General features: G+C 49.2%; 27 protein-coding genes. 18 read left to right on the top strand and 9 right to left on the bottom strand.

All coding sequences use genetic code 11. From position 1 onward, the window contains the following. The first annotated feature begins 220 nt into the window (after positions 1 to 220). The 12 genes from ACY2VT_RS11970 to atpC all read left to right on the top strand — a co-directional run bounded on the left by ACY2VT_RS11970 (position 221) and on the right by atpC (position 11,283). Positions 221 to 802 carry a nitroreductase family protein gene (locus ACY2VT_RS11970; RefSeq protein WP_461880051.1) on the top strand — a complete coding sequence of 194 codons (582 nt, stop codon included), beginning with the start codon at positions 221 to 223 and terminating at the stop codon, positions 800 to 802. Positions 803 to 1,001: 199 nt separating this feature from the next. Beyond that, a complete protein-coding gene (locus tag ACY2VT_RS11965) occupies positions 1,002 to 3,599 on the top strand; it encodes an alpha-L-rhamnosidase (RefSeq protein ID WP_461880050.1) in 2,598 nt (865 codons plus the stop codon). Between the two features lie 303 nt (positions 3,600 to 3,902). Further along, positions 3,903 to 4,151, top strand: coding sequence for an AtpZ/AtpI family protein (locus ACY2VT_RS11960; RefSeq protein WP_461880049.1), 249 nt, complete (start codon positions 3,903 to 3,905; stop codon positions 4,149 to 4,151). Positions 4,152 to 4,254: 103 nt separating this feature from the next. Beyond that, positions 4,255 to 4,677, top strand: a complete 423-nt coding sequence (locus ACY2VT_RS11955) for a hypothetical protein (protein WP_173815731.1) — start codon at positions 4,255 to 4,257, stop codon at positions 4,675 to 4,677. A 161-nt stretch (positions 4,678 to 4,838) separates the two neighbouring features. Further along, the gene (locus ACY2VT_RS11950; protein WP_461880048.1) at positions 4,839 to 5,600 is read left to right on the top strand and encodes a F0F1 ATP synthase subunit A; all 762 of its coding nucleotides are present in this window, start codon (positions 4,839 to 4,841) and stop codon (positions 5,598 to 5,600) included. A gap of 51 nt (positions 5,601 to 5,651) precedes the next feature. Continuing rightward, positions 5,652 to 5,930: an ATP synthase F0 subunit C gene (gene atpE, locus ACY2VT_RS11945; RefSeq protein ID WP_022462449.1), complete on the top strand. Its 279-nt coding sequence runs from the start codon at positions 5,652 to 5,654 to the stop codon at positions 5,928 to 5,930. A gap of 37 nt (positions 5,931 to 5,967) precedes the next feature. Continuing rightward, positions 5,968 to 6,471: a F0F1 ATP synthase subunit B gene (gene atpF / locus ACY2VT_RS11940; RefSeq protein WP_461873439.1), complete on the top strand. Its 504-nt coding sequence runs from the start codon at positions 5,968 to 5,970 to the stop codon at positions 6,469 to 6,471. Beyond that, a complete protein-coding gene (atpH, locus tag ACY2VT_RS11935; protein WP_461880047.1) occupies positions 6,468 to 7,007 on the top strand; it encodes an ATP synthase F1 subunit delta in 540 nt (179 codons plus the stop codon). The genes atpF and atpH overlap by 4 nt, the downstream gene beginning before the upstream one ends. A gap of 9 nt (positions 7,008 to 7,016) precedes the next feature. Beyond that, positions 7,017 to 8,546, top strand: coding sequence for a F0F1 ATP synthase subunit alpha (gene atpA, locus ACY2VT_RS11930; protein WP_461880046.1), 1,530 nt, complete (start codon positions 7,017 to 7,019; stop codon positions 8,544 to 8,546). A gap of 18 nt (positions 8,547 to 8,564) precedes the next feature. Then, positions 8,565 to 9,431: an ATP synthase F1 subunit gamma gene (atpG, locus tag ACY2VT_RS11925; protein WP_055220552.1), complete on the top strand. Its 867-nt coding sequence runs from the start codon at positions 8,565 to 8,567 to the stop codon at positions 9,429 to 9,431. A 35-nt stretch (positions 9,432 to 9,466) separates the two neighbouring features. Beyond that, positions 9,467 to 10,867: a F0F1 ATP synthase subunit beta gene (gene atpD / locus ACY2VT_RS11920; RefSeq protein ID WP_022462236.1), complete on the top strand. Its 1,401-nt coding sequence runs from the start codon at positions 9,467 to 9,469 to the stop codon at positions 10,865 to 10,867. 14 nt (positions 10,868 to 10,881) lie between these two features. Further along, positions 10,882 to 11,283 carry an ATP synthase F1 subunit epsilon gene (atpC, locus tag ACY2VT_RS11915; RefSeq protein WP_461873442.1) on the top strand — a complete coding sequence of 134 codons (402 nt, stop codon included), beginning with the start codon at positions 10,882 to 10,884 and terminating at the stop codon, positions 11,281 to 11,283. Positions 11,284 to 11,356: 73 nt separating this feature from the next. Here atpC and ACY2VT_RS11910 read toward each other — a convergent pair whose 3' ends face one another. The 8 genes from ACY2VT_RS11910 to ACY2VT_RS11875 form a co-directional block, all read right to left on the bottom strand. After that, complete coding sequence (locus ACY2VT_RS11910; RefSeq protein ID WP_461880045.1) at positions 11,357 to 12,754, bottom strand: Na+/H+ antiporter NhaC family protein; 1,398 nt, start codon at positions 12,752 to 12,754, stop codon at positions 11,357 to 11,359. A gap of 225 nt (positions 12,755 to 12,979) precedes the next feature. Then, positions 12,980 to 13,858 carry an N-carbamoylputrescine amidase gene (gene aguB / locus ACY2VT_RS11905; protein WP_461880044.1) on the bottom strand — a complete coding sequence of 293 codons (879 nt, stop codon included), beginning with the start codon at positions 13,856 to 13,858 and terminating at the stop codon, positions 12,980 to 12,982. Continuing rightward, positions 13,855 to 14,985 carry an agmatine deiminase gene (gene aguA / locus ACY2VT_RS11900; protein ID WP_461880043.1) on the bottom strand — a complete coding sequence of 377 codons (1,131 nt, stop codon included), beginning with the start codon at positions 14,983 to 14,985 and terminating at the stop codon, positions 13,855 to 13,857. The genes aguB and aguA overlap by 4 nt, the downstream gene beginning before the upstream one ends. Next, entirely contained in the window at positions 14,957 to 16,090 is a 1,134-nt protein-coding gene (gene nspC, locus ACY2VT_RS11895) for a carboxynorspermidine decarboxylase (protein WP_461880042.1), read from the bottom strand. Before nspC ends, aguA begins: the two co-directional genes overlap by 29 nt. 4 nt (positions 16,091 to 16,094) lie before the next feature. Continuing rightward, a complete protein-coding gene (locus ACY2VT_RS11890; protein ID WP_022462242.1) occupies positions 16,095 to 17,354 on the bottom strand; it encodes a saccharopine dehydrogenase family protein in 1,260 nt (419 codons plus the stop codon). Positions 17,355 to 17,869: 515 nt separating this feature from the next. Then, the gene (locus ACY2VT_RS11885) at positions 17,870 to 18,400 is read right to left on the bottom strand and encodes a GNAT family N-acetyltransferase (RefSeq protein ID WP_461876617.1); all 531 of its coding nucleotides are present in this window, start codon (positions 18,398 to 18,400) and stop codon (positions 17,870 to 17,872) included. A 2-nt stretch (positions 18,401 to 18,402) separates the two neighbouring features. Continuing rightward, positions 18,403 to 18,921: a peptidylprolyl isomerase gene (locus ACY2VT_RS11880; RefSeq protein WP_055227969.1), complete on the bottom strand. Its 519-nt coding sequence runs from the start codon at positions 18,919 to 18,921 to the stop codon at positions 18,403 to 18,405. Between the two features lie 56 nt (positions 18,922 to 18,977). Further along, positions 18,978 to 20,180: an aspartate kinase gene (locus tag ACY2VT_RS11875; RefSeq protein WP_461880041.1), complete on the bottom strand. Its 1,203-nt coding sequence runs from the start codon at positions 20,178 to 20,180 to the stop codon at positions 18,978 to 18,980. 256 nt (positions 20,181 to 20,436) lie between these two features. Here ACY2VT_RS11875 and tsaE point away from each other — a divergent pair, with 256 nt between their 5' ends. From tsaE to ACY2VT_RS11850, 5 genes are all read left to right on the top strand, one after another. Then, positions 20,437 to 20,856: a tRNA (adenosine(37)-N6)-threonylcarbamoyltransferase complex ATPase subunit type 1 TsaE gene (tsaE, locus tag ACY2VT_RS11870; protein ID WP_461880040.1), complete on the top strand. Its 420-nt coding sequence runs from the start codon at positions 20,437 to 20,439 to the stop codon at positions 20,854 to 20,856. A 117-nt stretch (positions 20,857 to 20,973) separates the two neighbouring features. After that, positions 20,974 to 21,726 (top strand): tRNA (adenosine(37)-N6)-threonylcarbamoyltransferase complex dimerization subunit type 1 TsaB, encoded by a 753-nt coding sequence (tsaB, locus tag ACY2VT_RS11865; RefSeq protein WP_461880039.1) that lies wholly within the window; start codon positions 20,974 to 20,976, stop codon positions 21,724 to 21,726. Then, a complete protein-coding gene (rimI, locus tag ACY2VT_RS11860) occupies positions 21,723 to 22,178 on the top strand; it encodes a ribosomal protein S18-alanine N-acetyltransferase (protein WP_461873451.1) in 456 nt (151 codons plus the stop codon). The genes tsaB and rimI overlap by 4 nt, the downstream gene beginning before the upstream one ends. Positions 22,179 to 22,346: 168 nt before the next feature. Continuing rightward, complete coding sequence (locus ACY2VT_RS11855; RefSeq protein ID WP_177269507.1) at positions 22,347 to 22,589, top strand: hypothetical protein; 243 nt, start codon at positions 22,347 to 22,349, stop codon at positions 22,587 to 22,589. A gap of 46 nt (positions 22,590 to 22,635) precedes the next feature. After that, a complete protein-coding gene (locus ACY2VT_RS11850) occupies positions 22,636 to 23,637 on the top strand; it encodes an alpha/beta fold hydrolase (protein ID WP_461880038.1) in 1,002 nt (333 codons plus the stop codon). 295 nt (positions 23,638 to 23,932) lie between these two features. Here the strand turns inward: ACY2VT_RS11850 and ACY2VT_RS11845 are convergent, their stop codons facing one another. Beyond that, positions 23,933 to 25,177, bottom strand: a complete 1,245-nt coding sequence (locus ACY2VT_RS11845) for an ATP-binding protein (protein ID WP_461880037.1) — start codon at positions 25,175 to 25,177, stop codon at positions 23,933 to 23,935. Between the two features lie 258 nt (positions 25,178 to 25,435). Here ACY2VT_RS11845 and ACY2VT_RS11840 point away from each other — a divergent pair. Then, positions 25,436 to 26,323: aldo/keto reductase (locus ACY2VT_RS11840; protein ID WP_461880036.1), on the top strand; the 888-nt coding region annotated here is incomplete at its 3' end.

Below are 26,323 nucleotides of genomic sequence, written 5' to 3'. Positions count from 1 at the left end.
GTCCTGGAGGAACATCCCCGACACGGCGGCGGGCACGGGATCTGGTATTGATAAAAATGTAATGTGAAATACGTTTTGATGTAGTTTTGACAACTAGATATATAATACTTTGAATATCAAAGTATGTCAAGAGGGAAAATGAGAAAAAGGTGATTGATAGGGGGTGGGAGGTGTGATAGAGTGGGAGATAGAAAGAAAAGTTAAGACAGGAGGATGAAGAATGATGTTAAAGGATCTGGTATTAAAAAACAGGAGTTATCGTGGGTTTGATGAGTCGGTGAGGATTTCGCGGGAGACGTTGGAAGGGTTTGTGGATTGTGCGCGGCTTTGTCCTTCGAGTGTGAATAAGCAGCCGTTGAAGTATTTTCTGGCGTGGGAGCCGGAAGAAGTGGAGAAGGTGCAGGGACTGACAAAGTGGGCGCGGGCGCTGCCGGAGATGGTTTTGCCGCATCCGGGGAAACGGCCGACGGGGTTTGTTGTGATCTGCCAGGATAAGGGGATTGATGAGAATCTGAACCGGTATCAGAAGGATGTCGGAATTGTAGCGCAGACGATGCTGCTTGCGGCGGTGGAGCAGGGGCTTGGCGGCTGTATGATCGGGAATTTTCAGGCGGGTGAGGTAATGGAGGTACTTGGACTGCCCGAGGAGATCCGGCCGCTTTTGATTGTGGCGTTTGGAAAACCGGCGGAGGAGATTCATCTGGTGGATGTGCCGGAGGATGGGAATACGAATTATTACCGGGATGAGAACGATGTGCATTATGTGCCGAAACGGTCTCTGGAAGAGGAGCTTTTAAACTGAAAAGATGTGAGAAAATGTCGGATTTGTGGTAAAGAATCCGGCATTTTTGATATAAAAAAATTAAAAAAAGAGGTACGATACAGGGGTGCAAATAAAGATGTTTTTTCCTGCAAAACAGAACCTTTTTTCTCGAAAGGGATCATGATAAAATGAGAAAAATGGGGGATTTTTCAAAAGTAAAATGGAGGAGGATATTGAAATGAAAATTTATCACGCACAGGTGAATCATCTGGAAAATCCGATGGGGTTTCGTATGGAGAGAATGGTCTTTTCCTGGAAGGTGAAAGACGCGGAAGGAAAAAAACAGAGCTATGCAAGAATCCGTGTAGCATCGGATGCAGCGATGGAACATCTGCTGTTTGATTCCGGAGAGGATGATAAGGCGAGCAGCCTTTCCTATCCGGTGAAGCTGGATCTGGAGCCGAGAACGCGGTATTACTGGAACGTGGAAGCGGGCAGTGATGCCGGGGAGACGGCGGTGAGTGAGGTACAGTTTTTTGAGACCGGAAAGCGGGACGAAGCATGGACGGGAAAATGGATTTCCTGTGACAGCAAGGAGAGCCGTCATCCGTATTTTGAAAAAGAAATTGTTCCGGCAAAAGAGGTAGCGAAAGCCCGGCTGTATGTCTGCGGACTTGGACTGTATGAGGTGTATGTGGATGAGAAGCGTGTCGGGGATGAGTATCTGACGCCGTACAGCAATGATTACAATGAATGGGTACAGTACCAGACGTATGATGTGACAGAGGAGGTTTCCAAAAAGGGAACGCTTCGAGTGCTGCTTGGAAACGGCTGGTATAAGGCGCGGTTTGGATTCAGTGCGTTTGAGGACAAGGGATTTTACGGCAATGAGTGGAAGCTGATTGCGGAGCTGCATCTGACGTATGCGGACGGAACGGAGGATGTGATCGGCACGGACGAATCGTGGCAGGTGCGGCGCAGTAAAATTACATTCTCGAATCTTTACGACGGTGAGCACCGGGACGACACGCTGCCGGAACTGCCATTGGAAAGGGCGGTTCTCTGTGAGGCACCAAAAGGAGAACTGACGGAACGGATGAGCCTTCCGGTGACGATTCATGAGACGTTTGAACCAAAAGAACTGCTTCATACTCCGGCCGGCGAGCTGGTCTTCGATATAGGACAGGAGTTTACGGGAATTTTCAAACTGCATGTCAACGTACCGGCAGGAACCAAAGTTCGTGTTCAGACAGGTGAGATTTTGCAGCGCGGCAATTTCTACAATGACAATCTGCGGAGTGCAAAATCCGAATACATCTATATTTCCGATGGAACCGAAATGGATCTTGTGCCGCATTTTACGTTCTACGGCTATCGTTACGTGAAGATCGAAGGCATTCCGGATCTGAAAAAAGAGGATTTCACGGGTCTTTCTTATTACAGCAACATCACAGTGACAGGCTGGATGAAAACAGGAAGTGATTTGGTCAATCAGCTCATCAGTAATGTACGCTGGGGCTTAAAGTGCAATTTTGTGGATGTTCCGACCGACTGCCCGCAGCGTGATGAGCGCATGGGCTGGACCGGCGATGCGCAGGTGTTCTCACCGACGGCGATGTATCTCGAAGATACTTATGCATTCTATGCAAAATATCTGTACGACATGGCAAAAGAGCAGAGCGTGCTCGGTGGAAAGGTTCCGCATGTGGTGCCATCGTGCGGCGTGGAAGACGCGGCATGTGTCTGGGGGGATGCGGCGTGCATCATTCCGTGGAATCTGTATCTGTTTTACGGGGACAAGAGTATTCTGGAAGATCAGTTTGTGAGCATGAAATCGTGGGTGGATTACATCACGAAAGTGGATGGGGATAACCACGGCTGGCGGTATGTTTTCCACTTCGGCGACTGGCTTGCGCTGGACAATCCGGTACAGGGAGCAGAACAGGTGATGGGAGCGACGGACGAGGAGTTTATTGCCAATCTGTACTATGCGATCAGTGCGGGAATCGTGGCAAAGGCAGCCGGTGTGCTGGGATACCGCGAGGAGCAGAAAAAATACCAGAAGCTGTCTGACGAACAGTTTGCTGTGGTACAGGAAGAATATTACAGTGCGACAGGCCGCTGCTGCATCAAGACACAGACGGCGCTGCTGCTGACACTGAAATACCACCTGTCGAAGAATGAAGAATTGACAAAACAGCAGCTGTTAAAGCTGTTTGAGCAGAGTGGTCACAAACTGAAAACAGGATTTGTCGGAACACCGCTGCTGAACAACGTGCTGACGGACAACGGTATGAACGATCTCGCATACGAACTGCTGCTGAACGAGGAATTTCCGGGATGGCTTTATGAGGTTAAGCTTGGTGCAACTACTGTCTGGGAGCGATGGAATTCCCTTCTTGCAGACGGCACGATTTCCGGCATCAGTATGAACAGTATGAATCATTACGCGTACGGCTCCATTCAGGAATGGATGTTCCGCCATGTCGCCGGCATCAACACGATGGAGTCCCATCCGGGTGTCAAAACCGCACAGTTTGCACCGAACCTGAACTGGGATCTCCGTTACGCGGAGGCGAAATACGATTCCGCCTCGGGAATGTACGGCATCCGCTGGGAGCTCACAGATAAAGAACACGTGACCATCACCATGGATGTACCGTTCGACTGCACAGCCGAAGCCGTGCTTCCAATGGTGGCCGAAAGTGAAAAAGAGGCGATTGCAGAAGTACTAGGATTGGAAGAAAACGGCAGATACCTGCTGATGCCGGGACACTATGAAGTAAGCTATCGGCTTTTCTGTTGGAAAGAAAAACCGGCAGTATGTGTAGAATAAAACTACAGTTTTTTTCAAAAAATAAGAAGCGAGGTGAACGCTGCGATTCCGCAATGGGACAAAATGAGAAAACTGTTCCGATTGTTATGAAAAGAATGTAAATAAAAACAAATAATTTGAAAGAGACACAAAATCGTTTGTTTTATAAACGAATTTATGGTACAATCTGACTAAGCGGTTACAAAAATGGAAGTGTGTTTTGGGGAAAATGAAACAAGACACAGATCCGAAGGTCTGACAAAAAGAGACGGCAGAAAGGGACAGGATATGAAGAAGTGGACGGGGATGATTACCAATCTCACAATGTTAACACAATTCGGACTGTCCCTTGTGACGCCTCTTTTTCTTTGTCTGGCACTCTGCTGGTGGCTTTGCGACCGCTTTTCGGTTGGAACATGGATTTATCTGGTCGGCTTTTTCTTTGGCATCGGAGGCGGCGCCATGACAGCCTGGAAATTCGGACAGAGCGTTCTGCGGCATCAGAAACGCATCGAGACGGAGCCGGACGGAAAAAAGAAGAAAAAACGGGTGTCTTTCAACCGACATATTTAGAGCGTGTCTGAAAAAGCTTTTACAGTTGACAGAGATCAAGTGGCAGAGAAAAGATTTCAGACTGATTTTAGGGGAAAATCCCTTAGAAAGGAAACGAGGCGATATGAGTAATTTCGGAGACAAGGTCCAGCCGGCCGTAAAGCAGGAGACAAAAAATGTTGCCATCTATACCGTCGTCGGCGTGGTTGTGATGTGGGTCGGGTTTCTGATCCTGCACCTGATCTGGCCGGAAAAAATCCCATTTGACTATCGGGTGATCCTCGGGGGAATCGGAGGCGGTGCCGTTGCGGTGCTGAACTTTTTCCTGATGGGCATGGCAGTACAAAAAGCCGTGTCCGAGACAGACGAGGCGGGAGCAAAACGGCGGATGCAGGCAAGCTATTCGCAGAGAAATCTGATGCAGATGCTCTGGGCAGTTCTGGCAATTGTGCTTCCATGCTTCCAGTTTGCCGCAGGAATCCTGCCGCTTTTAATTCCGGGAACGGCCATCAAGCTGATGGGCATAAAAAACAGCATAAAGCGCTGAACCTGATTTGTAGCGAAAGCTGCAAAGACGGGACGGCGTTTTTTAACCGAAGCTGCGAAGCAGTGATTCGGTTATGAGCAAGCAGCAAAGCGGATTGCGAAGATCCGCTTTGACAAAAGGTTCCTATTTTTTATTTTATACAGAGGAGGTGAGAAAAGAGAATGGAGGTTGATATCTCCGGTGCAAAAGTCTTTTTTACGATCCCGATCGATTTTCCGCTGTTCGGGAAAATTCAGATCAGCGAAACGCTGGTGGTAAGCTGGATTGTAATGGCACTCATTACCGGACTTTGCATCTGGCTCACAAGAGATTTGAAGATACGGAACATCTCCAAACGCCAGGCGGTGGCAGAAATGATTGTGGAGACCGCAAATAAATTCGTCATCGGCAACATGGGAGAAAAATTCCGGTATCTGATTCCTTTTGTGTCGGCACTTTTCGCGACCAGCGTTGTCTCAAACCTGATCAGCCTGATCGGACTTCGAAGTCCGACAGCAGATCTTTCCACCGAGGCGGCCTGGGCTGTTGTGGTTTTCATCATGATCACGACACAGAAGATCAAAACCAACGGTTTTGGCGGATATCTGAAAGGATTCACGACTCCGATTGCGGTTATGACACCGTTTAACGTTTTGTCGGAGCTCGCAACGCCGATCAGTATGGCGTGCCGTCACTTTGGAAACATCCTTTCCGGCGTTGTTATCAATGCCCTGATCTACGGATCGTTGGCACTGGCAAGCGGAAAGCTGCTGGGACTGCTTCCCGGCGTGCTCGGAAGAACCCTCTCGCAGATTCCGATTCTGGATGTCGGTGTTCCGGCTATCCTGTCGGTCTACTTTGACTGGTTTTCCGGCGTGATGCAGGCCTTTATTTTCTGTATGCTGACTGTCATGTACATTGCGAATGCAGCAGAGGAAGGCTAAAGAGATTAAAAAAATGAAGTTTACAAAAAGAAAATACAGGAGGAAAACAAGATGGATTTTCAGATTTTAGCAAAAGGTATCGCTCTCGCAGGATGCGCAATCGGCGCAGGATGCTCCCTGATCGCAGGTATCGGACCTGGTATCGGTGAAGGTAACGCCGTAGCAAAGGCGCTTGAGGCAATCGGACGTCAGCCGGAGTGCAAAGGCGATGTAACAAGTACGATGCTTCTTGGCTGTGCGATCGCAGAGACAACAGGTATTTACGGTTTCGTAACCGGCCTGCTTCTGATCTTCGTTGCACCTGGAATGTTCATGAACTTCCTGAAATAGCTGCAAGGAGTAAATTATTGCTAGGAGGAAAGAAACTATGCAGGTTCAGGAACTGGTAGGAATTGTCCCCTGGACTTTTATCGCACAGATCTGCAACCTTTTCATCCAGATGTATCTGATCAAACGGTTCCTTTTCAAACCGATCAATGAGATGCTGGAAAAACGGCGTGCGGCAGCCGACGCGGAGATTACAGACGCAGAGGCGGCAAAAAAGGAAGCCAACGCTATCAAAGAGGAATATGAGCAGAATATGCAGGATGCCAAGGCAAAAGCCAACGAGATTCTCGAAAGCGCCAGAAAGACAGCAACGCTGCAGAGCGAGAAAATCGTAAAAGAGGCTTCCGAACAGGCGGCTGCCCTGAAAAACAAGGCAGAAAAAGAGATTGCCCAGGAGAAAAAGAAAGCGGTCAATGAAGTCAAAGGCGAGATCGGCGGCATTGCCATGGATATTGCCGGAAAAGTCATTGAGCGCGAGATTAATGAAAAAGACCATGAGAAGCTGATAGATGAATTTATATCGAATGTAGGTGAAGCATCATGACAGAAACTGCCAGAGTATACGGTGGGAGCCTGTATGAGCTGGCCCAAGAGGAGCATCTCGAAGAGAAAATCCTCTCCGAGATGAAAGAGATCCGAGCTCTGTTCCGGGAAAACCCGGAGTATCCGCGCCTTTTATCGGAGCCTTCGATTCCGCGAAAAGAGCGGATCGGGCTGATCGACGCGGCATTTGGCAGCCAGGCGGAACCGTATTTGGTCAATTTTATCAAACTGCTGTGTGAAAAAAATCTTCTCCGTGAATTCGGCGGATGCCAGGAAGCGTTTCAGCGCAGATACTATGCGGCGCACAATATTGCCGAGGCGGTAGTGACAAGCGCAGCATCCCTGTCGAAGGAACAGGAAGAGCTTCTGAAGAAAAAACTGGAAATGATGAGCGGAAAAACGGTCGTGATGGAACTGAAAACCGATCCGTCCGTTCTGGCGGGTGTCCGTGTGGAGCTCGACGGAAAGCTGTTTGACGGAACCGTAAAGGGACGTTTGTCCGAGCTTTCCAGAAGAATCAGCGATACAGTGGTGTAGGAGGAAAACATGCAACTGAAACCAGAAGAAATATCCAAGGTCATCCGCAGCCAGATCAAATATTATGAAAATGCGATCCGGCAGGATGAGACAGGCACCGTTCTGATGGTCGGAGACGGAATCGCGAGAGCCAGCGGTCTTTCGAACTGCATGGCAGGCGAGCTGCTGGAGTTCGAGGATGGAAGCTATGGAATGGCACAGAACCTCGAGGAAAACAGCGTATCTGTCGTTTTATTCGGCTCCGGCGAGAACATCAGTGAGGGACAGCTTGTAAAAAGAACGGGAAAGGTCGTTTCGGTTCCGGTCGGAGAAGGGATGATCGGACGTGTTGTCAACGCGCTCGGCCAGCCAATTGACGGCGCAGGCCCGATTACGGCAGCAGAGTACCGTCCGATTGAAAGCCCGGCACCGGGCATCTGTGAGAGAAAAGGTGTTAACCAGCCGCTGCAGACCGGCATTAAAGCGATCGATTCCATGGTTCCGATCGGAAGAGGCCAGCGAGAGCTGATTATCGGAGACCGTCAGACCGGAAAGACAACGATCGCAACAGATACCATTCTGAACCAGAAAGGCAAGGATGTGATCTGTATCTACGTTGCGATCGGACAGAAACGTTCGACAGTAGCGTCCTTAGTAGAAAATCTTGAGAAAAACGGCGCAATGGCGTACACCATCGTCGTGGCAGCAACGGCATCCGAAGCGAGCCCGCTGCAGTATATTGTACCGTACTCCGGCTGTGCTATGGGCGAGTACTTTATGTATCAGGGAAAAGATGTGCTGATCATTTACGATGATTTAAGTAAGCACGCAGTTGCATACCGTGCACTCTCCCTGCTGATCCGTCGTCCGCCGGGACGTGAAGCTTATCCGGGAGATGTCTTCTATCTCCATTCCAGACTTCTGGAGCGTGCCGCAAAGCTGGACGATGAACACGGCGGCGGTTCCATGACGGCACTGCCGATCATTGAGACCCAGGCAGGCGATATTTCCGCCTATATTCCGACGAACGTCATCTCCATCACAGACGGACAGATTTTCCTTGAGACAGAGCTGTTCCACTCGGGCGTTATGCCGGCGGTAAACCCTGGCGTATCCGTATCCCGTGTCGGCGGAAATGCGCAGATTAAGGCGATGAAGAAGGTAGCCGGAACTCTGAAACTGATCTATTCCCAGTACCGCGAGCTGGCAAGCTTTGCACAGTTCGGATCCGATCTGGATGCCGATACCAAGGCGCGTCTGGAGCAGGGTGTGCGTATTGTGGAAGTATTAAAACAGAACCAGAATGCACCGGTTCCGGTAGAAAAACAGGTGGCCATTCTTTATGCGGTAACGAAAGGAATTCTGTCAAAGGTTGCAGCAGAGGATGTCCGTGCCTATGAGGACGGACTGTATACCTGGCTTGATACCGATGCAGAGGGTGCTGCCGTGATGCAGGAGATTTCCGCGACCGGAAAACTTGAGGCGGATACCGAGGAGAAGCTGAAAAATGCCCTCGAATCGTACACCGAAAACTTTATCAATACAAGACCTGCAAAATAAGGAAAGAAGGAGGAGCCTATGGCTGCAAACATGAAAGCCGTAAAGCTGCGGATCAAAAGTGTCGAAAGCACGATGCAGATTACCAAGGCGATGGAACTTGTAGCGTCCTCCAAGCTGCGAAAAGCGAAGGAGCGGGCTGATACCTGCCGTCCGTATTTTCAGGAGCTGTACCGCACTTTGCAGGATATTGCAAAAGGAAACACGGAATTCTATTCCATTTATGCAAAAGAGGCAAAAAACGAGAAATGCTGCTACGTGCTGGTTGCCGGAGACCGCGGTCTTGCGGGTGGATACAATGCCAATCTGTTCCGATGCTTTGAGGCCGATGCCAAAGGAAAAGAGATCTGCGTGGTTCCGGTCGGCAAAAAGGCAGTGGAGTATGCAAAATCCCGGAAGCTGGACATTCTGACGGACAGCTTTGCCGAGATCGCAAATCTTTCCGTGGCAGACAGCTTTGAGATCGCGCGTGCACTGTGCCGTGAGTTCCGGAAAGGGACCTTCGGACATGTGGAGCTTTGTTACACAAAATTCGTGTCGATGCTGTCGCAGATGCCGGTTTCCGTGCCGATCCTGCCTCTGATTGACATTGCAAAAGAGGACGGAGAGGATCCGGAAGCGAAAAAAATCCGAAATCTGATCCTCTACGAGCCAAACGGTGTCGAGGTATTCGAAGCGATTGTGCCGGAATACTTAGGCGGCCTGATCTACGGCGGTATCTGTGAGAGTGTGGCAAGTGAGCTTGCGGCACGCCGTACCGCAATGGAGGCGGCGACCGGAAATGCAGAGGAGATGATTGAACAGCTCAATCTGTATTATAACCGTGCCCGTCAGGCAAGCATTACGCAGGAGATCACGGAGATCGTCGGCGGTGCGGAAGGCGTGTAAGAGTGGAAACAAGAAAAGTGAGGAGAAGTCGTTAAATGAGTGAAAAACACATTGGCGAGGTTGTGCAGGTAACGGGTCCTGTTCTGGACATCCGTTTTCCGGAAGGAGAACTGCCGGCACTTCTGAACGCCATCGAGATAGACAACCACGGCGAGAAACTGGTTGTGGAAGTGGCGCAGCAGACGGGTGACAATATGGTCCGCTGTATTGCCATGAAATCCACAGACGGACTCGTCCGCGGAACAAAAGCAGTTGACACGGGCGGTCCGATCGCCGTTCCGGTCGGAGAGGAGTGCTTAGGCCGCGTGTTCAACCTGCTCGGTGAGACCGTAGACAATAAGCCGGCACCGGAAACAGCAGAAAAATGGCCGATCCACCGCGATCCGCCGTCCTACGAGGAGCAGGTTCCGGCAACGGAAATCCTCGAAACCGGAATCAAGGTCGTTGACCTGATCTGCCCGTATGCCAAGGGCGGAAAAATCGGTCTGTTCGGCGGTGCCGGTGTTGGAAAAACAGTCCTTATCATGGAGCTGATCCACAACGTGGCAACGGCACACGGCGGACTTTCCGTTTTCACCGGTGTCGGAGAGCGTACCCGTGAAGGAAATGACCTTTACAACGAGATGAAAGAGAGCGGTGTTATCGACAAGACAGCACTGGTCTATGGACAGATGAACGAGCCGCCGGGAGCGCGTATGCGTGTCGGACTTTCCGGCCTTACCATGGCAGAATACTTCCGTGATGTGAAAAATCAGGATGTGCTGCTGTTCATCGATAATATTTTCCGATTTACGCAGGCAGGTTCCGAGGTTTCGGCTCTGCTTGGCCGTATGCCGTCCGCAGTAGGATACCAGCCGACGCTGGCAACCGAGATGGGCGCATTACAGGAGCGTATCACTTCCACGAGAAAGGGTTCCATCACATCGGTACAGGCCGTTTATGTGCCGGCCGATGACCTGACTGACCCGGCTCCGGCAACGACATTTACCCATCTGGATGCCACGACGGTACTTTCCCGTGAAATTTCCAGCCAGGGTATTTATCCGGCCGTTGATCCGCTTGATTCTACCAGCCGTATTCTGACACCGGAAATCGTGGGTCATGAGCACTATGAGGTAGCGCGTGCCGTACAGCAGGTGCTGCAGAGATACAAAGAGCTGCAGGATATCATCGCCATCATGGGTATGGACGAGTTGTCCGAAGAGGATAAGCTGACGGTCAGCCGTGCCCGTAAGGTGCAGCGTTTCCTGTCCCAGAGCTTCTCGGTAGCAGAGCAGTTTACCGGTATGGAAGGAAAATACGTGCCGTTAAAAGAAACCCTGCGCGGATTCCGCATGATCCTCGATGGCGAGTGCGACGATCTTCCGGAGAGCTGCTTCCTGTTTGCAGGTACCATCGACGAGGTATTTGAAAAAGCAAAAGCACTGAATCAGTAAAGGAGGAATGACGTATGAGTACATTTCCCTTACGTGTCGGCACGCCGGACGGACTTCTCTATGAAGGCGACGTAGCGCGCGTTGTCTGCAGAACCATCAGCGGCGACCTGGCAATTCTGCCGGGCCACTGCAATTACTGCACTGCGCTCGGTATGGGCGAGGCGCATATTGTGCTGGAGGACGGAACGAGAAGAAATGCCGCCTGCATCGGCGGAATGCTTTCCATGATGAACGGGGTCTGCCGTGTCCTGGCAACGACCTGGGAGTGGGAAGAGGATATTGACGCAGAGCGCGCCGAGGCGGCCAGACATCGTGCCGAGCAGGCGCTGGCAAATGGCGGTCTGACGGACAAAGAATACCGTATTGCCGAAGCCAAGCTGCAGCGTGCGCTGGTGCGGCTGAGTGTAAAAGAATAAAAAAACAAAAAAAGCCTTCGACGAATCCGGGAAAATCCGGTCGTCGAAGACTTTTTTGTTTTAGAACATGTTTTTAAAGAGCAAAAATTCCGCAGATTAAGAATCCCGCTACGGCGAGAGCAGCACTGATCAGGACGTAAGGGAACTGCGATACGGCATGCGACATATTGTCGATCTCGCAGGTCGCGGAGGAAAGAACCGTTGCGTCGGAATAAAAGCATGCATGGCTTCCGAAAACACCGCCGGATACGACAGCGCCAAGTGCCAGGAGTACATTGGCATTAAGGGCGATGGCAAGCGGAACAACGATGGAAACGGCTACAGCCTCAATTCCCCAGAAAGAACTGGTGACAAAGGTCAGAACTGCAATGACAACAAAAATAATAGCTGCCAGTGTTCTGGCATTCATATACGGAACACACAGGTTGATGACATATTCCGAGAGTCCCATTTCGCCGCAGGCAGTCTTGATCATAAAGGATGCAAGAAGAATGGCGAGAACCGGAAGAATATCTGCAAAGCCGGCAAAGAACAGTTCCACGTACCGCGTGAAGGTCATTTTTTTCCGCGGAAGATAAAGAATCATACAGGAAGCAAGAGCAAGAATAATCGCCTGCATCATATCCTGTGTGGCTACTGTCACACCGATCAGAATACCGATGGGGATCAGAAAATCCAGTATATTTCCGGTATTGGTATTTTCGGGCGGGTAATCAACGCTCATTCCGGCCATGGCAATGTCAACGGAAGGGGCGTTGTGCATTTTGGGATGCTCCGGTGTTTGCTCTTTCTTTTCCAGATCGGTATAGGCATCTTTCATTTTTCCGAGCTTTGGCATCAGTTTGCAGGCAAACAGAACCACAACCAGAAGTGCAGCCATGGGATAAAACATATAAGGAAGCACTTTTAAGTAAACACTCATACCGGTGGAAAAGCCCATATTGAGAATGTCCGGTTCCTGAATAAAAACACCGGAATAAAAAACTACCCAGGTGGAAAAGGGAATCAGCGCACAGACAGGTGCACCGGTTGAGTCAATGATATAGGCAAGCGCCTGGCGTGGGACTTTTCGTTTGTCGCAGACATCCTTCATACAGGTTCCAACGGTCATGATGTTGAGATAATCATCGACAAAGATAATGATTCCGAGAAATACCGACATCATCATGGTGATCCGTTCATTTTTACAGAAACGGCTTAACAGGTTGGAAAAACCAAGTGTTCCTTTTGCCTCGCGGAGCAGGAAGATGAAGCCTCCGAACAGTCCGCAGAGAAGAAGAATATACTGGTTGTCTGCGTTACTGATCTCCGAAAGCAGCAGATCACACCAGGGTCCGATAAAAGCCGCTTTGTACATGATGAGATAGGCAACCAGGGTTCCGAAAATCAGAGCTTCGAAAGATTTTTTCGTTTTTAATGCAAAAATCAGCATTGCCGCAGGCGGCAGCAGACATAAAACTCCATATTGCATAGCGGTTCTCCTTTGTAGTTAGAAATGTGATGCAGCGCACCGCTGTAGAGCGTGTCTGAAAAAGCATTTCCGCAATCTGCAAGCCCCACTTTGCGGTATATTTTACCCTCATTCGGTTGCCGTAGCGGGCTTAAGCCGCCCTCATTCGGATAAAATCTCCCACAAACTGGGACTCGCAGCTCACGAAAAGCCTTTTTCAGACACGCTCTAGGAAGTGACAGGGCTTTACTGTTTCGTCATGATACGGTAGGTTTCCGGCCGCCGGTCACGGAAAAGCCCCCAGGAAAAACGTTCTTCGCGCAGGGCATCCAGATCGAAGGAAGCATACAGGATTTCCTCGGTATCTCTTCCGGCCGATGCCACGAGTTCACCGGTTGCATCGGCAATAAAGGAAGAGCCGTAGAAAGTAAGGGAAGAGGACTGGCCGCTATTTTCTTCACAGGGCGTTACGGTTTCAGTACCAATCCGGTTTGCAGCAGCAACCGGAACAAGATTTGCGGCAGCATGTCCCTGCATGACGCGCCTCCAGTGCCCGCTGCTGTCTACATTCAGGATCGGCTCACTTCCGATCGCGGTAGGATAGAGCAGGATCTCAGCTCCCTGAACAGCCATACATCGTGCTGTTTCCGGAAACCACTGGTCCCAGCAGATGCCGACGCCGACGGTTCCAAAACGTGTTTCAAAGACCTTGAATCCCGTATCCCCGGGAGTGAAATAGAATTTTTCCTGATAAAAATGGTCGTCCGGGATATGAGTCTTGCGGTAAACGCCAAGAATCGATCCGTCTGCATCAATCATGGCGATCGAGTTGAACAGGCGCTGAATATCCCGCTCATAAAAGCTGACCGGAATCACGACCCCAAGTTCTCCGGCAACAGCCTGAAAACGCCGGACGGCGGGATTTTCTGTCAAAGGCAGGGCATAATCATAATAGTCGTATCGCTTTTCCTGACAAAAATACGGTCTTTCAAACAATTCAGGAAGAAGGATAAGATTGGCTCCGTTTGCAGCAGCTTCACGGACCATAGTCTCTGCTTTCTCTATATTTTCCTGTACCTGGCTGCAGCACGAAAACTGCAGTGCGGCAATTTTTATATTTCTCATAATCCGTTTCCTCGTTTCTTTGCCGGAATCTGCTGTGTAATGCAGTGAATGTTGCCTCCGCCGGTCAGAATGACGCGTGCATCGATCGGAAGAATCTGTCGATCCGGGAAGCATTTTCCGAGAATTTCTGCAGCCACGGCATCGTTTTCATCGCCGAACCGGGGAAGAAGGACACAGTGATTGGCAAGATAAAAATTGATATAGCTTGCGGCAAGACGTTCCCCGACTTCCCGCTGATCTTCGCCATCCTCAAAATCATAGCCGAGAAGATCTTCGTCTGTAATACAGATGGGATGCTTCGGAATGGGCAGCTTGTGAATCACAAAGCTTCGGCCCTTTGCGTCAACCGTATGGGAGAGAAGATCAAAAGCAGCCCTGCTTCTGGCATACTGCGGATCGTTTTCATCCTCCGTCCAGGCAAGAAGAACTTCTCCGGGCTTTACAAAGCAGCACATATTATCGATATGGCCGTTGGTTTCATCGTTGTAAATGCCAAAAGGAAGCCAGATGATTTTTTCAACCGAAAGATACTGACGCAGCTTTTCCTCGATTTCTGCTTTGGAAAGAGAAGGATTGCGCCCCGGACTCAGCAGACATTCCTCGGTAGTAAGCAGAGTTCCTTCCCCGTCAACATGGATGGAACCGCCTTCCAGAACAAAGGGGCGGGCATTATAGAAGGAGTCACCGAGAAAATTGCAGATTCGTTCCGGAACCTCCCGGTCATGCTCAAAGTGGGAATACAGACCGTCATACTGGCCGCCCCAGGCGTTGAATTCCCATTGAATGCCTCTTCGCCCGCCCTGATCGTTGACCACAAACGTAGCGCCGGTATCTCTCGCCCAGGCGTCTTCTGTCGGGGCTTCGATCAGATGAATCCGATCGGAGGAAAGCAGTTCCTGTGCCGATGATTTATCCTGTGGCCGGACGAAGAGATAGACCTGCTCATAAGCGGCAATTGCTTCTGCAATTTCTGCAAATGCCGCTCTTGCCGCTTTTGCCCCGTAATTCCAGGAACCGGGACGCCACGGCCAGATCATCAGCGTGCCTTCGTGGGGCCCGAATTCGCCCGGCATGTAAAAGCCATCGGCTTTTGGGGTTCTAAGACAATCGGTTTTTGAAATCTTCATATCCAAACTCCTTTATCATTCGGCAGTTTCCAGCTTTGTCCATCACCGCGATGGAAGGGAGTGGGATTCCGTTAAAGGTATTGGTTTTTACCATCGAATAAATCGCCATATCTTCAAAATACAGTCTGTCACCGATCCGGATTTGGGAATCGAAGGAATATTCGCCGATTACGTCGCCCGCCAGGCAGGTATTGCAGGAAAGGCGGTAGGTATAAGGCTTTTCCCCGGGCAGTCCGCTGTCTTTGAGCGGAGGGCGGTACGGCATTTCAAGCACATCCGGCATATGGCAGGCAGCGGAAGTGTCAAGAATTAAAATTTTTCCGTTATTTTCGACAATATCGAGAACTTCCGTGACATTGTAGCCTGCGTTTAAGGCAACCGCTTCCCCGGGCTCCAGGTAAATCTGAAGACCATACGTTTCTTTCATATGGTTGATACAGGAAATCAGGCGTTCGATATCGTAATCCTCACGGGTAATATGATGACCGCCCCCCATGTTGAGCCAGTTCATTTTAAAAAGCCACTTGCCGAATTTTTCTTCCACGGCGCGCAGCGTGGTTTCCAGATCATCCGAATTCTGCTCACAGAGGGTATGAAAATGAAGACCGTCCACAAGATCGGCCAGTTCGTCTGTAAAGTCGCAGGCGCGGATGCCCATGCGGGAGCCGGGTGCACAGGGATCATAAATCGCATGGCCTTCCTGTGTGGAGCATTCCGGGTTGATGCGAAGTCCGGCTTTTGCGGTTCCGGAAGCCTTAAGTACAGGGAGGTACGTTCGGAGCTGCTTTTCTGAATTGAAAATAATGTGATCACAGATCTGTGCGAGTTCTTCCATATCCTGCGGGCGGTAGGCCGGAGAATACACATGATTCTCCAGCCCCATTTCTTCCTTGCCAAGCCGCGCTTCATAGAGTCCGCTGGCAGTCGTTCCACTGATGTATCTTCCAATCAGCGGATATTCCGAAAAGCAGGAAAAGCATTTCTGAGCCAGCAGAATTTTTGCACCGGTGCGTTCTTCTACCTGGTGCAGGATCTTTAAGTTTTCTTCCAGCTTGCCCTCATCAATGACAAAACAGGGAGTTGGCAGTTCGTTTATCTTATACATAGGCTTAATCTACTAAAACAGGATTTTCTACGACCTTCCACGGAAGACCCCACTTGTTGAGTGCCTCCATGTACGGATCCGGATCGAATTCATCTGTGGTGTAGACACCCGGCTTGTTCCAGAGACCGTTCACGACCATCATGGTTCCGATCATGGCCGGAACGCCGGTGGTGTAGGAAATCGCCTGAGATTCTACTTCCCGGTAGCATTCCTGGTGGTCACAGACATTGTAAATGTAAATGCTTCTTTCTTTTCCGTCCTTGATACCGGTAAAAATACAGCCGATATTGGTTTTACCCACGGTGCGCGGACCAAGGGTGGAAGGATCCGGGAGAAGCTCTTTTAAAAACTGGATCGGTACGATCTGCTGTCCGTTGAAGGTAATCGGAGTGGTCGAGAGAAGTCCTACATTTTCCAGACATTTCATATGGGTCAGATAGCTCTGGCCGAAGGTCATGAAGAAGCGGATTCTTTTTACGCCCGGGATGTTTTTGGCAAGAGCCTCAATTTCTTCATGGTGAAGAAGATACATATCCTTCTCGCCTACCTCATCGAAGTTATATTCCCGTTTGATCGACATTGGCGGAATTTCCACCCAGTGGCCGTTTTCCCAGTAAGAGCCGGGAGCGGATACCTCGCGGAGGTTGATTTCCGGATTGAAGTTGGTTGCAAACGGATATCCATGATCGCCGCCGTTGCAGTCCAGAATATCAATGGTATGGATTTCGTCGAAGTAGTGTTTCTGCGCATAGGCTGCAAAAACGCTGGTGACACCCGGATCAAAGCCGGTTCCGAGAAGACCGGTGATGCCGGCTTCTTTGAAACGGTCCATATAAGCCCACTGCCAGGAATAATCGAAGTAGGCGGAAAAGCCAAGCTCTTCACATCTCTTTTCGTAGATTGCGCGCCATGCCGGATCATCTGTATTTTCTGCTTCGTAATTTGCAGTATCGATGTAAGGAACCTTACATGCGAGGCAGGCATCCATAATGGTAAGATCCTGATAAGGAAGAGCCAGATTTAATACGGCATCCGGCTGATACTGTTTGATTAAGGCGATTAATTCTTCTGTGCAGTCGGCATCCACCTTTGCTGTTGTGATAATCGTTTTTGTGGTCGGAGCCAGCTTTTCTTTTAAAGCATCGCACTTGGAAAGTGTGCGGCTTGCAATCATAATTTCAGAAAATACTTCACTGTTCTGGCAGCATTTGTGAATGGCTACGGATGCAACACCGCCGCATCCGATGATCATAACTTTTGACATTGTTTGGTTCTCCTTTTCCAGAAAATGGTGTTGAGTTCATCTTTGGCTATAAGCACGAAAAAAAGACAGATGACGTGCATCATCTGTCTAAAAATCGAAATTTATACATGATCGTATTATGCAAACTTCAGGGGATGGGCAAAAATCCAGGCTTCCCCCTGTTTTCCTATGCAGAAATATATAGTCACGTACTCTTATTGACCGTTTCATAAGATGATGTGCTCGTCGTAGAGCATCGATTATAAAGTAATCAACTCATAAAATTTGCGCTTTTAACGCAATCAATAATGTGGCTCTTAACCACGCTCGGCAACTACCCCTGCCTGTCCGTCGGTTTTTTACCAGGGGCATATATTTTGCATAAGAACAGAATTGTTCGCTTGCAATTCCAAATTATAAAGTGAAATGACACGGATGTCAAGAAAAATTTATGAAAAATCAAACAATTACAAAAAATGCCCCGGAACATGTGAAATGGTTTTTCAAACATGCTCCGGAGCAGAAAGGTTAAAGAATTACAGGGTAATCCAGTAACGCTCCAGTGTTTCGTTTTCGTCTGCATGATAAGCGGTGCCGTCGAACCGGCCGCCGTTTTTCAGAATCGTTCTGCGGCTTCCCTCGTTGGTATCCAGGCAGCAGACCAGAATTTCGGAAAGACCGAGGCTTTTGCAGTACGGCTGCACATTTTTCAGCATCCAGGAGGCATAGCCTTTTCTGCGTTCCGACGGGCGGACGGAGTAGCCGATGTGGCCACCGTAGGTGCGCAGAAAATCGTTCAGGTAGTGGCGCACCTGAATCATGCCGACAAGGCAGTTGTCTGATTTGCGGATGCACAGAAACTGTGTTGCGAGAACCATGCCCTCCGGCAGAGTCTCCTCTCTGGTATACCGCATGGTATCTTCAAGATACGCCTTCATATCATCAAACCGGCGAAGCGGTCCGCAGCCGTCCATGGAATCGCTGTTTTCCAGAAAATCGTTCCGGTAGGCGGCGAGCTCGGCGAAGTATTCCTCCGATGGTTCAACTAACATCAGTTCATCGTTCATTCTCAGCATTTCTCCGGTTCCGGATACTCGACACCGAAGGTCTCAACGGTAACGGTAGCCATTCTCTGCGGCTGCAGCGGTTTGTCGCTGTAGTCTGTGTTGACGGATGCGATTTTATCTACGACTTCCAGGCCTTCTGTTACTTTTCCGAAAGCAGCGTATGCGCCGTCCAGATGCGGAGCGGCTTTGTGCATGATGAAGAACTGGCTTCCTGCGCTGTCCGGGAACATGGTACGTGCCATGGAGAGAACGCCTGGGGTGTGAGCGAGGTTGTTCTCAAATCCGTTCTGGGAGAACTCACCCTTGATGCAATAGTCCGGGCCGCCGGCGCCTGTGCCTGCCGGATCTCCGCCCTGGATCATGAATCCCGGGATGACACGGTGGAAGATAAGGCCGTCATAGAAGCCTTTTTTTACCAGACTGATGAAGTTGTTTACGGTGTTCGGGGCGATTTCCGGGTAAAGCTCTGCTTTCATCACATCGCCGTTTTCCATAGTAATTGTAACGATTGGGTTGGACATCATTGTGTTCCTCCTGATTTTGAAAATATTTTTTATGAGACGATCCAGGCAGATGATTACTCAAGGAATGTCTCGTGAATCGCACGCATCGCCTGATCTGCGTATGCTTCGTCGATCAGGGCAGTGATGCGGATTTCCGAGGTGGTAACCATCTCGGTATTGATTCCTGCATTGGCGAGCGCGCCGAACATTTTGGCAGCCACGCCTGAATGCGAGCGGACACCTGCTCCGATGACGGAAACCTTTGCCACGTTCTCGTCATAATCCAGCTTTTTGATGCCGAGCGAATCCTTGTTGTCGTTCAGCACATCGATTGTGCGCAGCATATCCGGCTTTGTAACGGTAAAGGAAACGGACTTTGTGCCGTCCTTTCCGAGTGACTGGATCATGACATCAATGTTCAGATTGTTCCGATCCAGTAAATTTAAGAGGCGGAATGTGCTCTCCGGATCGTTGCCAAGGCCTGCAACACGGATTTTTGCCACGTTTTTGTCGGCAGCAACGCCGCTGATTAACATTTTTTCCATTTTGGTTTTCTCCCTTACCATCGTTCCGGAATTCCGGTTCAGACTGGAGCAGACCAGAAGTTCCACGCCGTATTTTTTTGCGATTTCCACGCATCTGCTGTGAAGGACTTTTGCGCCGAGCGAAGCCATCTCCAGCATTTCATCGTAAGTTACCTCTTCCATCTTGTGCGCATGCGGCACAATCCGCGGATCTGCGGTGTAGACACCGTCTACATCGGTGTAGATTTCACAGACATCCGCGTGCAGCTCTGCTGCGAGGGCAACTGCCGTCGTATCGGAGCCTCCACGTCCGAGCGTTGTGACATCATCGTATTTGTTGATGCCCTGGAAGCCGGTGACAACGACAATTTTGTTGTCATCCAGCTCTTTGCGGATGCGCTCGGTGTCGATCCGTTTGAAGCGCGCGTTCTGGTAATTGGAAGTCGTGTGCATCGGTACCTGCCAGGCATTTAAAGAAACAGCACTGACACCCATCTGGATCATGGTCATGGCCATCAGAGAGACGGAAACCTGTTCACCGGTGGAGAGGAGCATATCCATCTCGCGGCGGGACGGTTTTTCCGTAATCTGTTTTGCGGTTGCGATCAGTCCGTCCGTCGTTTTTCCCATCGCGGAGAGAACGACAACGACCTGGCTTCCGGCCTGCTGTTTTTCGATGCAGCGCTGTGCTACATTGCGGATGTGCGCAAGATCTGCGACGGAGCTTCCGCCAAATTTCATTACAGTCAGCATAACAGTTTTGATCTCTTTCTTTTTTGATTTACGCGGATAAAATGCGCAGAGCGTGTTTTACCGCATTTTCCGGGCCGAAAACAGGAGTGGGATGTTTTTTGGCCGCGAAATTCTGATACATAGTATAGCGAAAACAGATAGAAAAAGCAAGGAAAAGCACAAGGAAAAGCACAAGGAAAAGCGGTTTCGTTCTGCGGTTGTATTACTTTTTTGTTTGTGTTAAAATGATAGGCAGAAAAAGAGGAGAAGAAAGCATATGATCATAGAAACAAATTCTGCGTCGGAGACGCTTGCCCTTGGCGAAAAGCTGGGAAAAGCGGCGAAGCCGGGCCAGATTTATACATTAAACGGAGACCTTGGTGTTGGAAAAACCGTTCTGACGCAGGGCTTTGCAAAAGGACTTGGTATCACAGAGGCAGTCAACAGTCCTACATTTACCATTATTCAGGAATATACCGAAGGGCGCCTGCCATTTTATCATTTTGATGTTTACCGGATCGGTGATATAGAAGAAATGGAAGAAATCGGATACGATGATTACTTTTTCGGTGAGGGTGTCTGCCTGATCGAATGGGCAGAACTGATTGAAGAGCTGATCCCGGAGGGTGCGATTTCGATTACGATAGAAAAAGACCTCGGGAAAGGGTTTGATTACCGGAAAATTACGGTGGAATAAAAGAAAGAATCCTGAATGTGGTGGAAAACAAAAAGGGATCGCAAAGATTCCTGTTTCCGGCAGATCGCCAAAATGAGTTGGCACAGGAAGGAAATATCGGAAAGGAAATAAAAAATTATGAAAATACTTGCACTGGACAGCTCCGGCCTGGTGGCTTCGGTGGCTGTCGTTGAAAATGAGACATTGCTTGCGGAGTACACCGTAAATTATAAAAAAACACATTCCCAGACGCTTCTGCCGATGCTGGATGAGATCTCCAACATGACAGAGCTGGATCTTTCCACCATCGACGCCATTGCAGTTTCCGGCGGTCCGGGTTCTTTTACCGGCCTTCGTATCGGTTCCGCAACGGCGAAGGGACTTGGACTGGCGCTCGACAAGCCGCTGATTTCCATTCCGACAACAGCGGCAATCGCGTACAATATCTGGGATACCGACAAATTTGTCTGCCCGATCATGGATGCGAGAAGAAATCAGGTGTATGCGGGACTTTACTGCTATACGGATCATCATCTCGACACAATCTGGGAGCAGGATGCACTCAGCATTGAGGCACTGGCTGAGGGTCTGAACTGTCTCGACCACGAAGTGATTTTCCTCGGGGACGGCGTTGCGGTTTACCGGGAAAAATTAGAGGCACTGCTGACAATTCCGTTTTCCTTTGCACCGGCACACGTCAACCGCCAGAGAGCGGCAGCCGTCGGAGCACTGGCTGAGGTTTATTACAAAGAAGGTAAGATTCAGACGGCAGAAGAGCACGAGCCGGAATACCTGAGAAAATCGCAGGCGGAGCGTGAAAGAGCGGAGCGGGAATCTGTGAAGCATGCCGATGTGGTGAAAAAACAGGAGAACGGAGAAAAAAGCGAATGATCACAATCCGTGAAATGCAGATCGATGATCTGGAGCAGGTGATGCCGATTGAGGAGGCCAACTTTTCGATTCCGTGGACAGAGACGGGATTTTTTACATTTCTGATCCGGGACGACGCGCTGTTTCTCGTTGCGGAGGAGGACGGCGAAATTTTAGGATATCTCGGAATTCTGATTTCGTTTGATGAGAGCGAGATTACGAATGTCTGCGTGGCAGAAAAGGCGAGAAGGCGCGGCATCGGACGCGCGCTGATGGAGGAACTGTTCCATCGGATGCAGGAAAGAAAGGTGCGCGTCATTCATCTGGATGTGCGTCTTGGCAATACGCCGGCACGGAATCTGTATGAGAGTCTTGGCTTTGTGCAGGACGGCCTCAGGAAGGGGTACTACGATCTTCCGAAGGAGGACGCGGTGCTGATGAGCCGGACGGATGAATCGGTTCCGAAGAGGTAGAGAGAAATTGTTATTGTATACGCATTTAACACACGGGACTTTCCTTTCATTCCCAGTAGGAATGGCGGGAAAGGTGTGTTACAATCGACAGGACACAGGAAAATCTGATTTCTGTTTTGTGTCAGGAACGAAGAAAGAAACGTTTTTTGATACACGGGAGGAAGAAAAATGCGGAAATACAACAAAAACACGAATGAGCTGGAAGCGGCGGTGTGCAACTGCTGCGGAAAAAGCATGAAAATACAGAATGGAATGCTGCTGGAGGGGATCTGCTCAGTCGACACGACGTGGGGGTACTTTTCCGGGAAGGACCTGGAAAAGCATGAGTTTGATCTGTGCGAGGAGTGCTATGATCGGATTACATCGTCGTTTGCGGTTTCTCCGGAAATTTCGGAGGACACGGAGGTTTAGAATTTCGGGCAGTTCGGCATCGTTCTGGAAGAAAGGGGAAGGTGCAATGCAAAGAGGTTTTACGATTCAGTCGAAGGTGGATGGACTGGTGCTTGACGGGCTTGTGGTGGAGCCGGAGGAGGGCGTACAGCGGACGGCGCTTCTGCAGCTCAGCCATGGAATGAGCGAGTACAAGGAGCGGTATCTGCCGTTTATGGAGTTTATGGCGGAACACGGTGTGGTGTGTGTGATTCATGATCACCGCGGGCACGGAAAGAGTGTGAAGTCGGAGCAGGACCTCGGATTTATGTACGGCGCAGGCGGCGCAGGACTTGTGGAGGATCTGTTTCTTGTCACGAAGTGGGCAAAGAAGGAGTACCCGGATCTGCCGTTTGTTCTGATGGGACACAGTATGGGATCCCTGGTTGTGCGCGCATACGCGAAGGAACATGACCAGGAGCTGGATGCGCTGATTGTGTGCGGTTCGCCGAGCAAAAATTATCTGCGGCCGCTGGGTGCGGCTGTAGGACACGCGGAGGCGGCGGTGCTCGGGGATGAGCATCGGAGCAATCTTCTGGAGGCGATGTCGTTTGGATCGTTTGCGGCGCGGTTTGCGGATGAGAAGAGCCGGTTTGCCTGGTGCTGTTCGGACCCGGAGGTGGTGCGGGAATATGAAGAAAACCCACTCTGTGGTTTTACATTTTCGGATGATGCTTTTTTTGCGCTGAATGACCTGCTGAAGGAGACGTATGGCTTCCATGGGTGGCATTGTACGAACCGGAAGCTGCCGGTGCTGTTTTTGTCCGGCGGGGATGATCCTTGCTATGTGAATGTGCGGCGCTTTAAAAAATCCATCGACCATATGCGGCTGATCGGGTACCGCAATGTCAGGGGAAAGCTGTATCCGGGAATGCGGCATGAGATACTGAACGAGAAAGAGAAGTACCGCGTATATGGGGATGTTTGGAAGTGGTTGAAGAGGGAGAAGGTTGTGGAAGAGGGGGAAAGTACACCCCCGCAGACCCAAGACGGCGTTCCGGCAGGGAGCGGCGGTGGAAACCAGGGGTGAAGGTTTACAAAAAAACAGTCGTGATTTGACGGGAACCGGCGCTATTCGCCAGGAAATCTGATGATTTCCCGGCTCAGAACGCCTTGAAATCCGGTGTGGAGCACCGGATTTCATCCCATCAAATCGCGGCTGTTTTTTTGAAGCTTCATCCCTGTTTTCCAATGCCGCCCCTGTCCGGAATGCCGTCTGGAGTCTGCGGGGGTGTGCTTTTCCCGGGAATGGAAGTGGAGGACGGGAGAGAAGAGCGGCTGGATCCGCCGGAGGCGGATCGGCGTGAGGGCATTGGGTGGGGGGATTAGATGACTTCTTTGCCTAGAAATAGATCAATGGCATTTATATGATGAACGCCTTCTTGTTTATCTCGAAACCGGTCAAGGGAGATAATGTAGCGGGGATATCCGTCTCTGATTTCTCTAAAGGGACGATATTCTCTTTCTTTGATTCGCTCTGTAGCCTTAAGGTCTTCACCTTGCAGGGTATAAGCAACCTGGATATATGCATAGTCTCCATTTTTGTCTCGTGCGATAAAATCGCATTCCAGTTTTCCGATTTTTCCAATACTAATTTGATAATCATGACTTGTTAAATATAAAAAAACAATATTTTCAAGTGAGGGACCAAAACTTAATCGGTTATCTGTATTCATAGAAAAATAGATGGCCAAATCCGATAAATAATATTTTTGATCTCTTTTTAATGATTTTTTACTCTTAAGATCAAAACGATTACATTCATAGATTATTTTGGCTTTTTTTAAGTCCTCAATATAACCTCTAACTGTAGATGCTTTTGTCTTGTAACCCTCTTTTTCCAGACATTCCAGCAGATTATTAAGTGAAAAAGGTGCAGAATAATTGTTCAAAAGAAATGTCTGCACGCGTTCGTAGACGGGAACATTTGAAATTCGTTTTCTCGTTTTGACATCCTTTTCAAATATTTCGGAGATGATTCCTCTGGTATAGGTCTGCCTTGTCTGAATTTCATCAAATTCTAAGGTCTTAGGGAAGCCGCCGTTTAACAGATATTCTTCAAACTCTGTGTAAATATCAGAATTTATCATTTTGTTGAAAAAAGTTTTCATATCGAGGTATTCAGCAAAATCTAAGGTAAAAGTTTCAAAATTCAAATATCGACCGGTAAGCTTTGTTGAAATTTCATCACTTAGCAAATAGGAGTTTGAACCAGTAAGAAAGATAGAGTAGCCTTCCTCAGCGTATGCATGAATAATGCTTTCAAACCCTGAAACATTTTGAATTTCATCTATAAACAGATAATAAAATTCTTCAGCTCCCAACATAGATTCTATTTTTGCTTCGAGTTCTTCTGGAGTTTTTATATTTTTATATCCTCTTTTATCAAGGGGAATATAAATAATTTGAGATTCTGGTACACCATTGGAAGAAAGTTCATTCATAATGGCCTTCAAAATACATGATTTTCCACATCTTCGAATACCAGTAATTACTTTAATGATGTCAGAGTCATAAAATGGTCGAATTTTTTTTAAATATTTTTCTCTCGGATATACTTTCTTAAACATGGTAACTTCCTCCTTTAGACAATTCTATTATATCATAAATCTGACTTTTACGGTACTATTTTATGCAAAACCATTTTTTTGATACCGTAAAAGAACCTTTCATTCTTATGAGTATCCTAATCAGTATTAAAAAGTCAAAGAAAAATTTTGACAAAAATTCAAAAAACTATTGACTTTCAAGTACACTTTAATGCTACAATTTTCTCAACAATACTGAGGAAACGAAGGTTTTCCGCGGAAAAGAAAGGGGATTTTACTATGAGTGTAGATGTAACAAAAATGCCGAAATTAGGATTTGGCATGATGCGCCTTCCGGAGAAGGACGGAGAACTGGATCTGGAGCAGATCTGTAAAATGGTCGATGCGTACCTTGCTTCCGGAATGAACTATTTTGACACCGCCTATATGTATTGCGGCGGAAAATCGGAGAGCATCGTGAAAAAAGCGCTGGTAGAGCGTCACCCGAGAGAAAGCTTTACTCTGACCACCAAACTCCCGCAGTGGATGATGGACGAGGGCATCGAAGGCCGTGACCGCATCTTCAACGATCAGCTCGCGCGCACCGGAGCCGGATATTTTGATTATTACCTGCTGCATAGCGTCGAGGACGGCGCAAACTATGACGGCTATGTGAAATACGACTGTTTTAACTGGGCCAGGAAGAAAAAAGAAGAGGGATTGATCAAACACTTTGGTTTCTCCTTCCACGGAACACCGGAGCTGCTTGACAAGATTCTCTCCGAGCATCCGGAGGTCGAAATCGTCCAGATCCAGATGAACTATGCTGACTGGGACAATCCGCTGATCCAGTCCGGACGACTGTATGAGGTGCTTCGGAAATACAATATGCCGTTCCTTGTTATGGAGCCGGTAAAGGGCGGTTCCCTTGCATCGGCAGGCAAAGAGATTGAAGCCGAGATGAAACGCGTTCATCCGGATGCATCGATTGCGTCCTGGGCACTCCGCTTTGCCGCTTCCCTGCCGGGAGTTGCAACCGTACTCTCCGGTATGTCAAACGAGGAACAGATGGAGGATAATATCAAAACCTTCCGAAATTTTGTACCGTTAAACGAGGAAGAAAAAGCAGTGATCGCCAAAGCACAGGAAGCGCTGAAAAAGAGTCCGGCAGTTCCATGTACCGCCTGT

Origin of the sequence: Fusicatenibacter sp., assembly GCF_050872605.1 — a bacterium.
Taxonomy (GTDB): Bacteria; Bacillota; Clostridia; order Lachnospirales; family Lachnospiraceae; genus Fusicatenibacter.
The sequence above is the reverse complement of the archived record's forward strand: the minus strand, read 5'-3'. Positions and strand labels throughout refer to the sequence as shown.

Bases quoted from the DNA above. Each gene is read 5' to 3' on its own strand.
- ACY2VT_RS11970 (WP_461880051.1), top strand. From the start codon at position 221: ATGATGTTAAAGGATCTGGTATTAAAAAACAGGAGTTATCGTGGGTTT.
- ACY2VT_RS11965 (WP_461880050.1), top strand. From the start codon at position 1,002: ATGAAAATTTATCACGCACAGGTGAATCATCTGGAAAATCCGATGGGG.
- ACY2VT_RS11960 (WP_461880049.1), top strand. From the start codon at position 3,903: ATGTTAACACAATTCGGACTGTCCCTTGTGACGCCTCTTTTTCTTTGT.
- ACY2VT_RS11955 (WP_173815731.1), top strand. From the start codon at position 4,255: ATGAGTAATTTCGGAGACAAGGTCCAGCCGGCCGTAAAGCAGGAGACA.
- ACY2VT_RS11950 (WP_461880048.1), top strand. From the start codon at position 4,839: ATGGAGGTTGATATCTCCGGTGCAAAAGTCTTTTTTACGATCCCGATC.
- atpE (WP_022462449.1), top strand. From the start codon at position 5,652: ATGGATTTTCAGATTTTAGCAAAAGGTATCGCTCTCGCAGGATGCGCA.
- atpF (WP_461873439.1), top strand. From the start codon at position 5,968: ATGCAGGTTCAGGAACTGGTAGGAATTGTCCCCTGGACTTTTATCGCA.
- atpH (WP_461880047.1), top strand. From the start codon at position 6,468: ATGACAGAAACTGCCAGAGTATACGGTGGGAGCCTGTATGAGCTGGCC.
- atpA (WP_461880046.1), top strand. From the start codon at position 7,017: ATGCAACTGAAACCAGAAGAAATATCCAAGGTCATCCGCAGCCAGATC.
- atpG (WP_055220552.1), top strand. From the start codon at position 8,565: ATGGCTGCAAACATGAAAGCCGTAAAGCTGCGGATCAAAAGTGTCGAA.
- atpD (WP_022462236.1), top strand. From the start codon at position 9,467: ATGAGTGAAAAACACATTGGCGAGGTTGTGCAGGTAACGGGTCCTGTT.
- atpC (WP_461873442.1), top strand. From the start codon at position 10,882: ATGAGTACATTTCCCTTACGTGTCGGCACGCCGGACGGACTTCTCTAT.
- ACY2VT_RS11910 (WP_461880045.1), bottom strand. From the start codon at position 12,754: ATGCAATATGGAGTTTTATGTCTGCTGCCGCCTGCGGCAATGCTGATT.
- aguB (WP_461880044.1), bottom strand. From the start codon at position 13,858: ATGAGAAATATAAAAATTGCCGCACTGCAGTTTTCGTGCTGCAGCCAG.
- aguA (WP_461880043.1), bottom strand. From the start codon at position 14,985: ATGAAGATTTCAAAAACCGATTGTCTTAGAACCCCAAAAGCCGATGGC.
- nspC (WP_461880042.1), bottom strand. From the start codon at position 16,090: ATGTATAAGATAAACGAACTGCCAACTCCCTGTTTTGTCATTGATGAG.
- ACY2VT_RS11890 (WP_022462242.1), bottom strand. From the start codon at position 17,354: ATGTCAAAAGTTATGATCATCGGATGCGGCGGTGTTGCATCCGTAGCC.
- ACY2VT_RS11885 (WP_461876617.1), bottom strand. From the start codon at position 18,400: ATGAACGATGAACTGATGTTAGTTGAACCATCGGAGGAATACTTCGCC.
- ACY2VT_RS11880 (WP_055227969.1), bottom strand. From the start codon at position 18,921: ATGTCCAACCCAATCGTTACAATTACTATGGAAAACGGCGATGTGATG.
- ACY2VT_RS11875 (WP_461880041.1), bottom strand. From the start codon at position 20,180: ATGCTGACTGTAATGAAATTTGGCGGAAGCTCCGTCGCAGATCTTGCG.
- tsaE (WP_461880040.1), top strand. From the start codon at position 20,437: ATGATCATAGAAACAAATTCTGCGTCGGAGACGCTTGCCCTTGGCGAA.
- tsaB (WP_461880039.1), top strand. From the start codon at position 20,974: ATGAAAATACTTGCACTGGACAGCTCCGGCCTGGTGGCTTCGGTGGCT.
- rimI (WP_461873451.1), top strand. From the start codon at position 21,723: ATGATCACAATCCGTGAAATGCAGATCGATGATCTGGAGCAGGTGATG.
- ACY2VT_RS11855 (WP_177269507.1), top strand. From the start codon at position 22,347: ATGCGGAAATACAACAAAAACACGAATGAGCTGGAAGCGGCGGTGTGC.
- ACY2VT_RS11850 (WP_461880038.1), top strand. From the start codon at position 22,636: ATGCAAAGAGGTTTTACGATTCAGTCGAAGGTGGATGGACTGGTGCTT.
- ACY2VT_RS11845 (WP_461880037.1), bottom strand. From the start codon at position 25,177: ATGTTTAAGAAAGTATATCCGAGAGAAAAATATTTAAAAAAAATTCGA.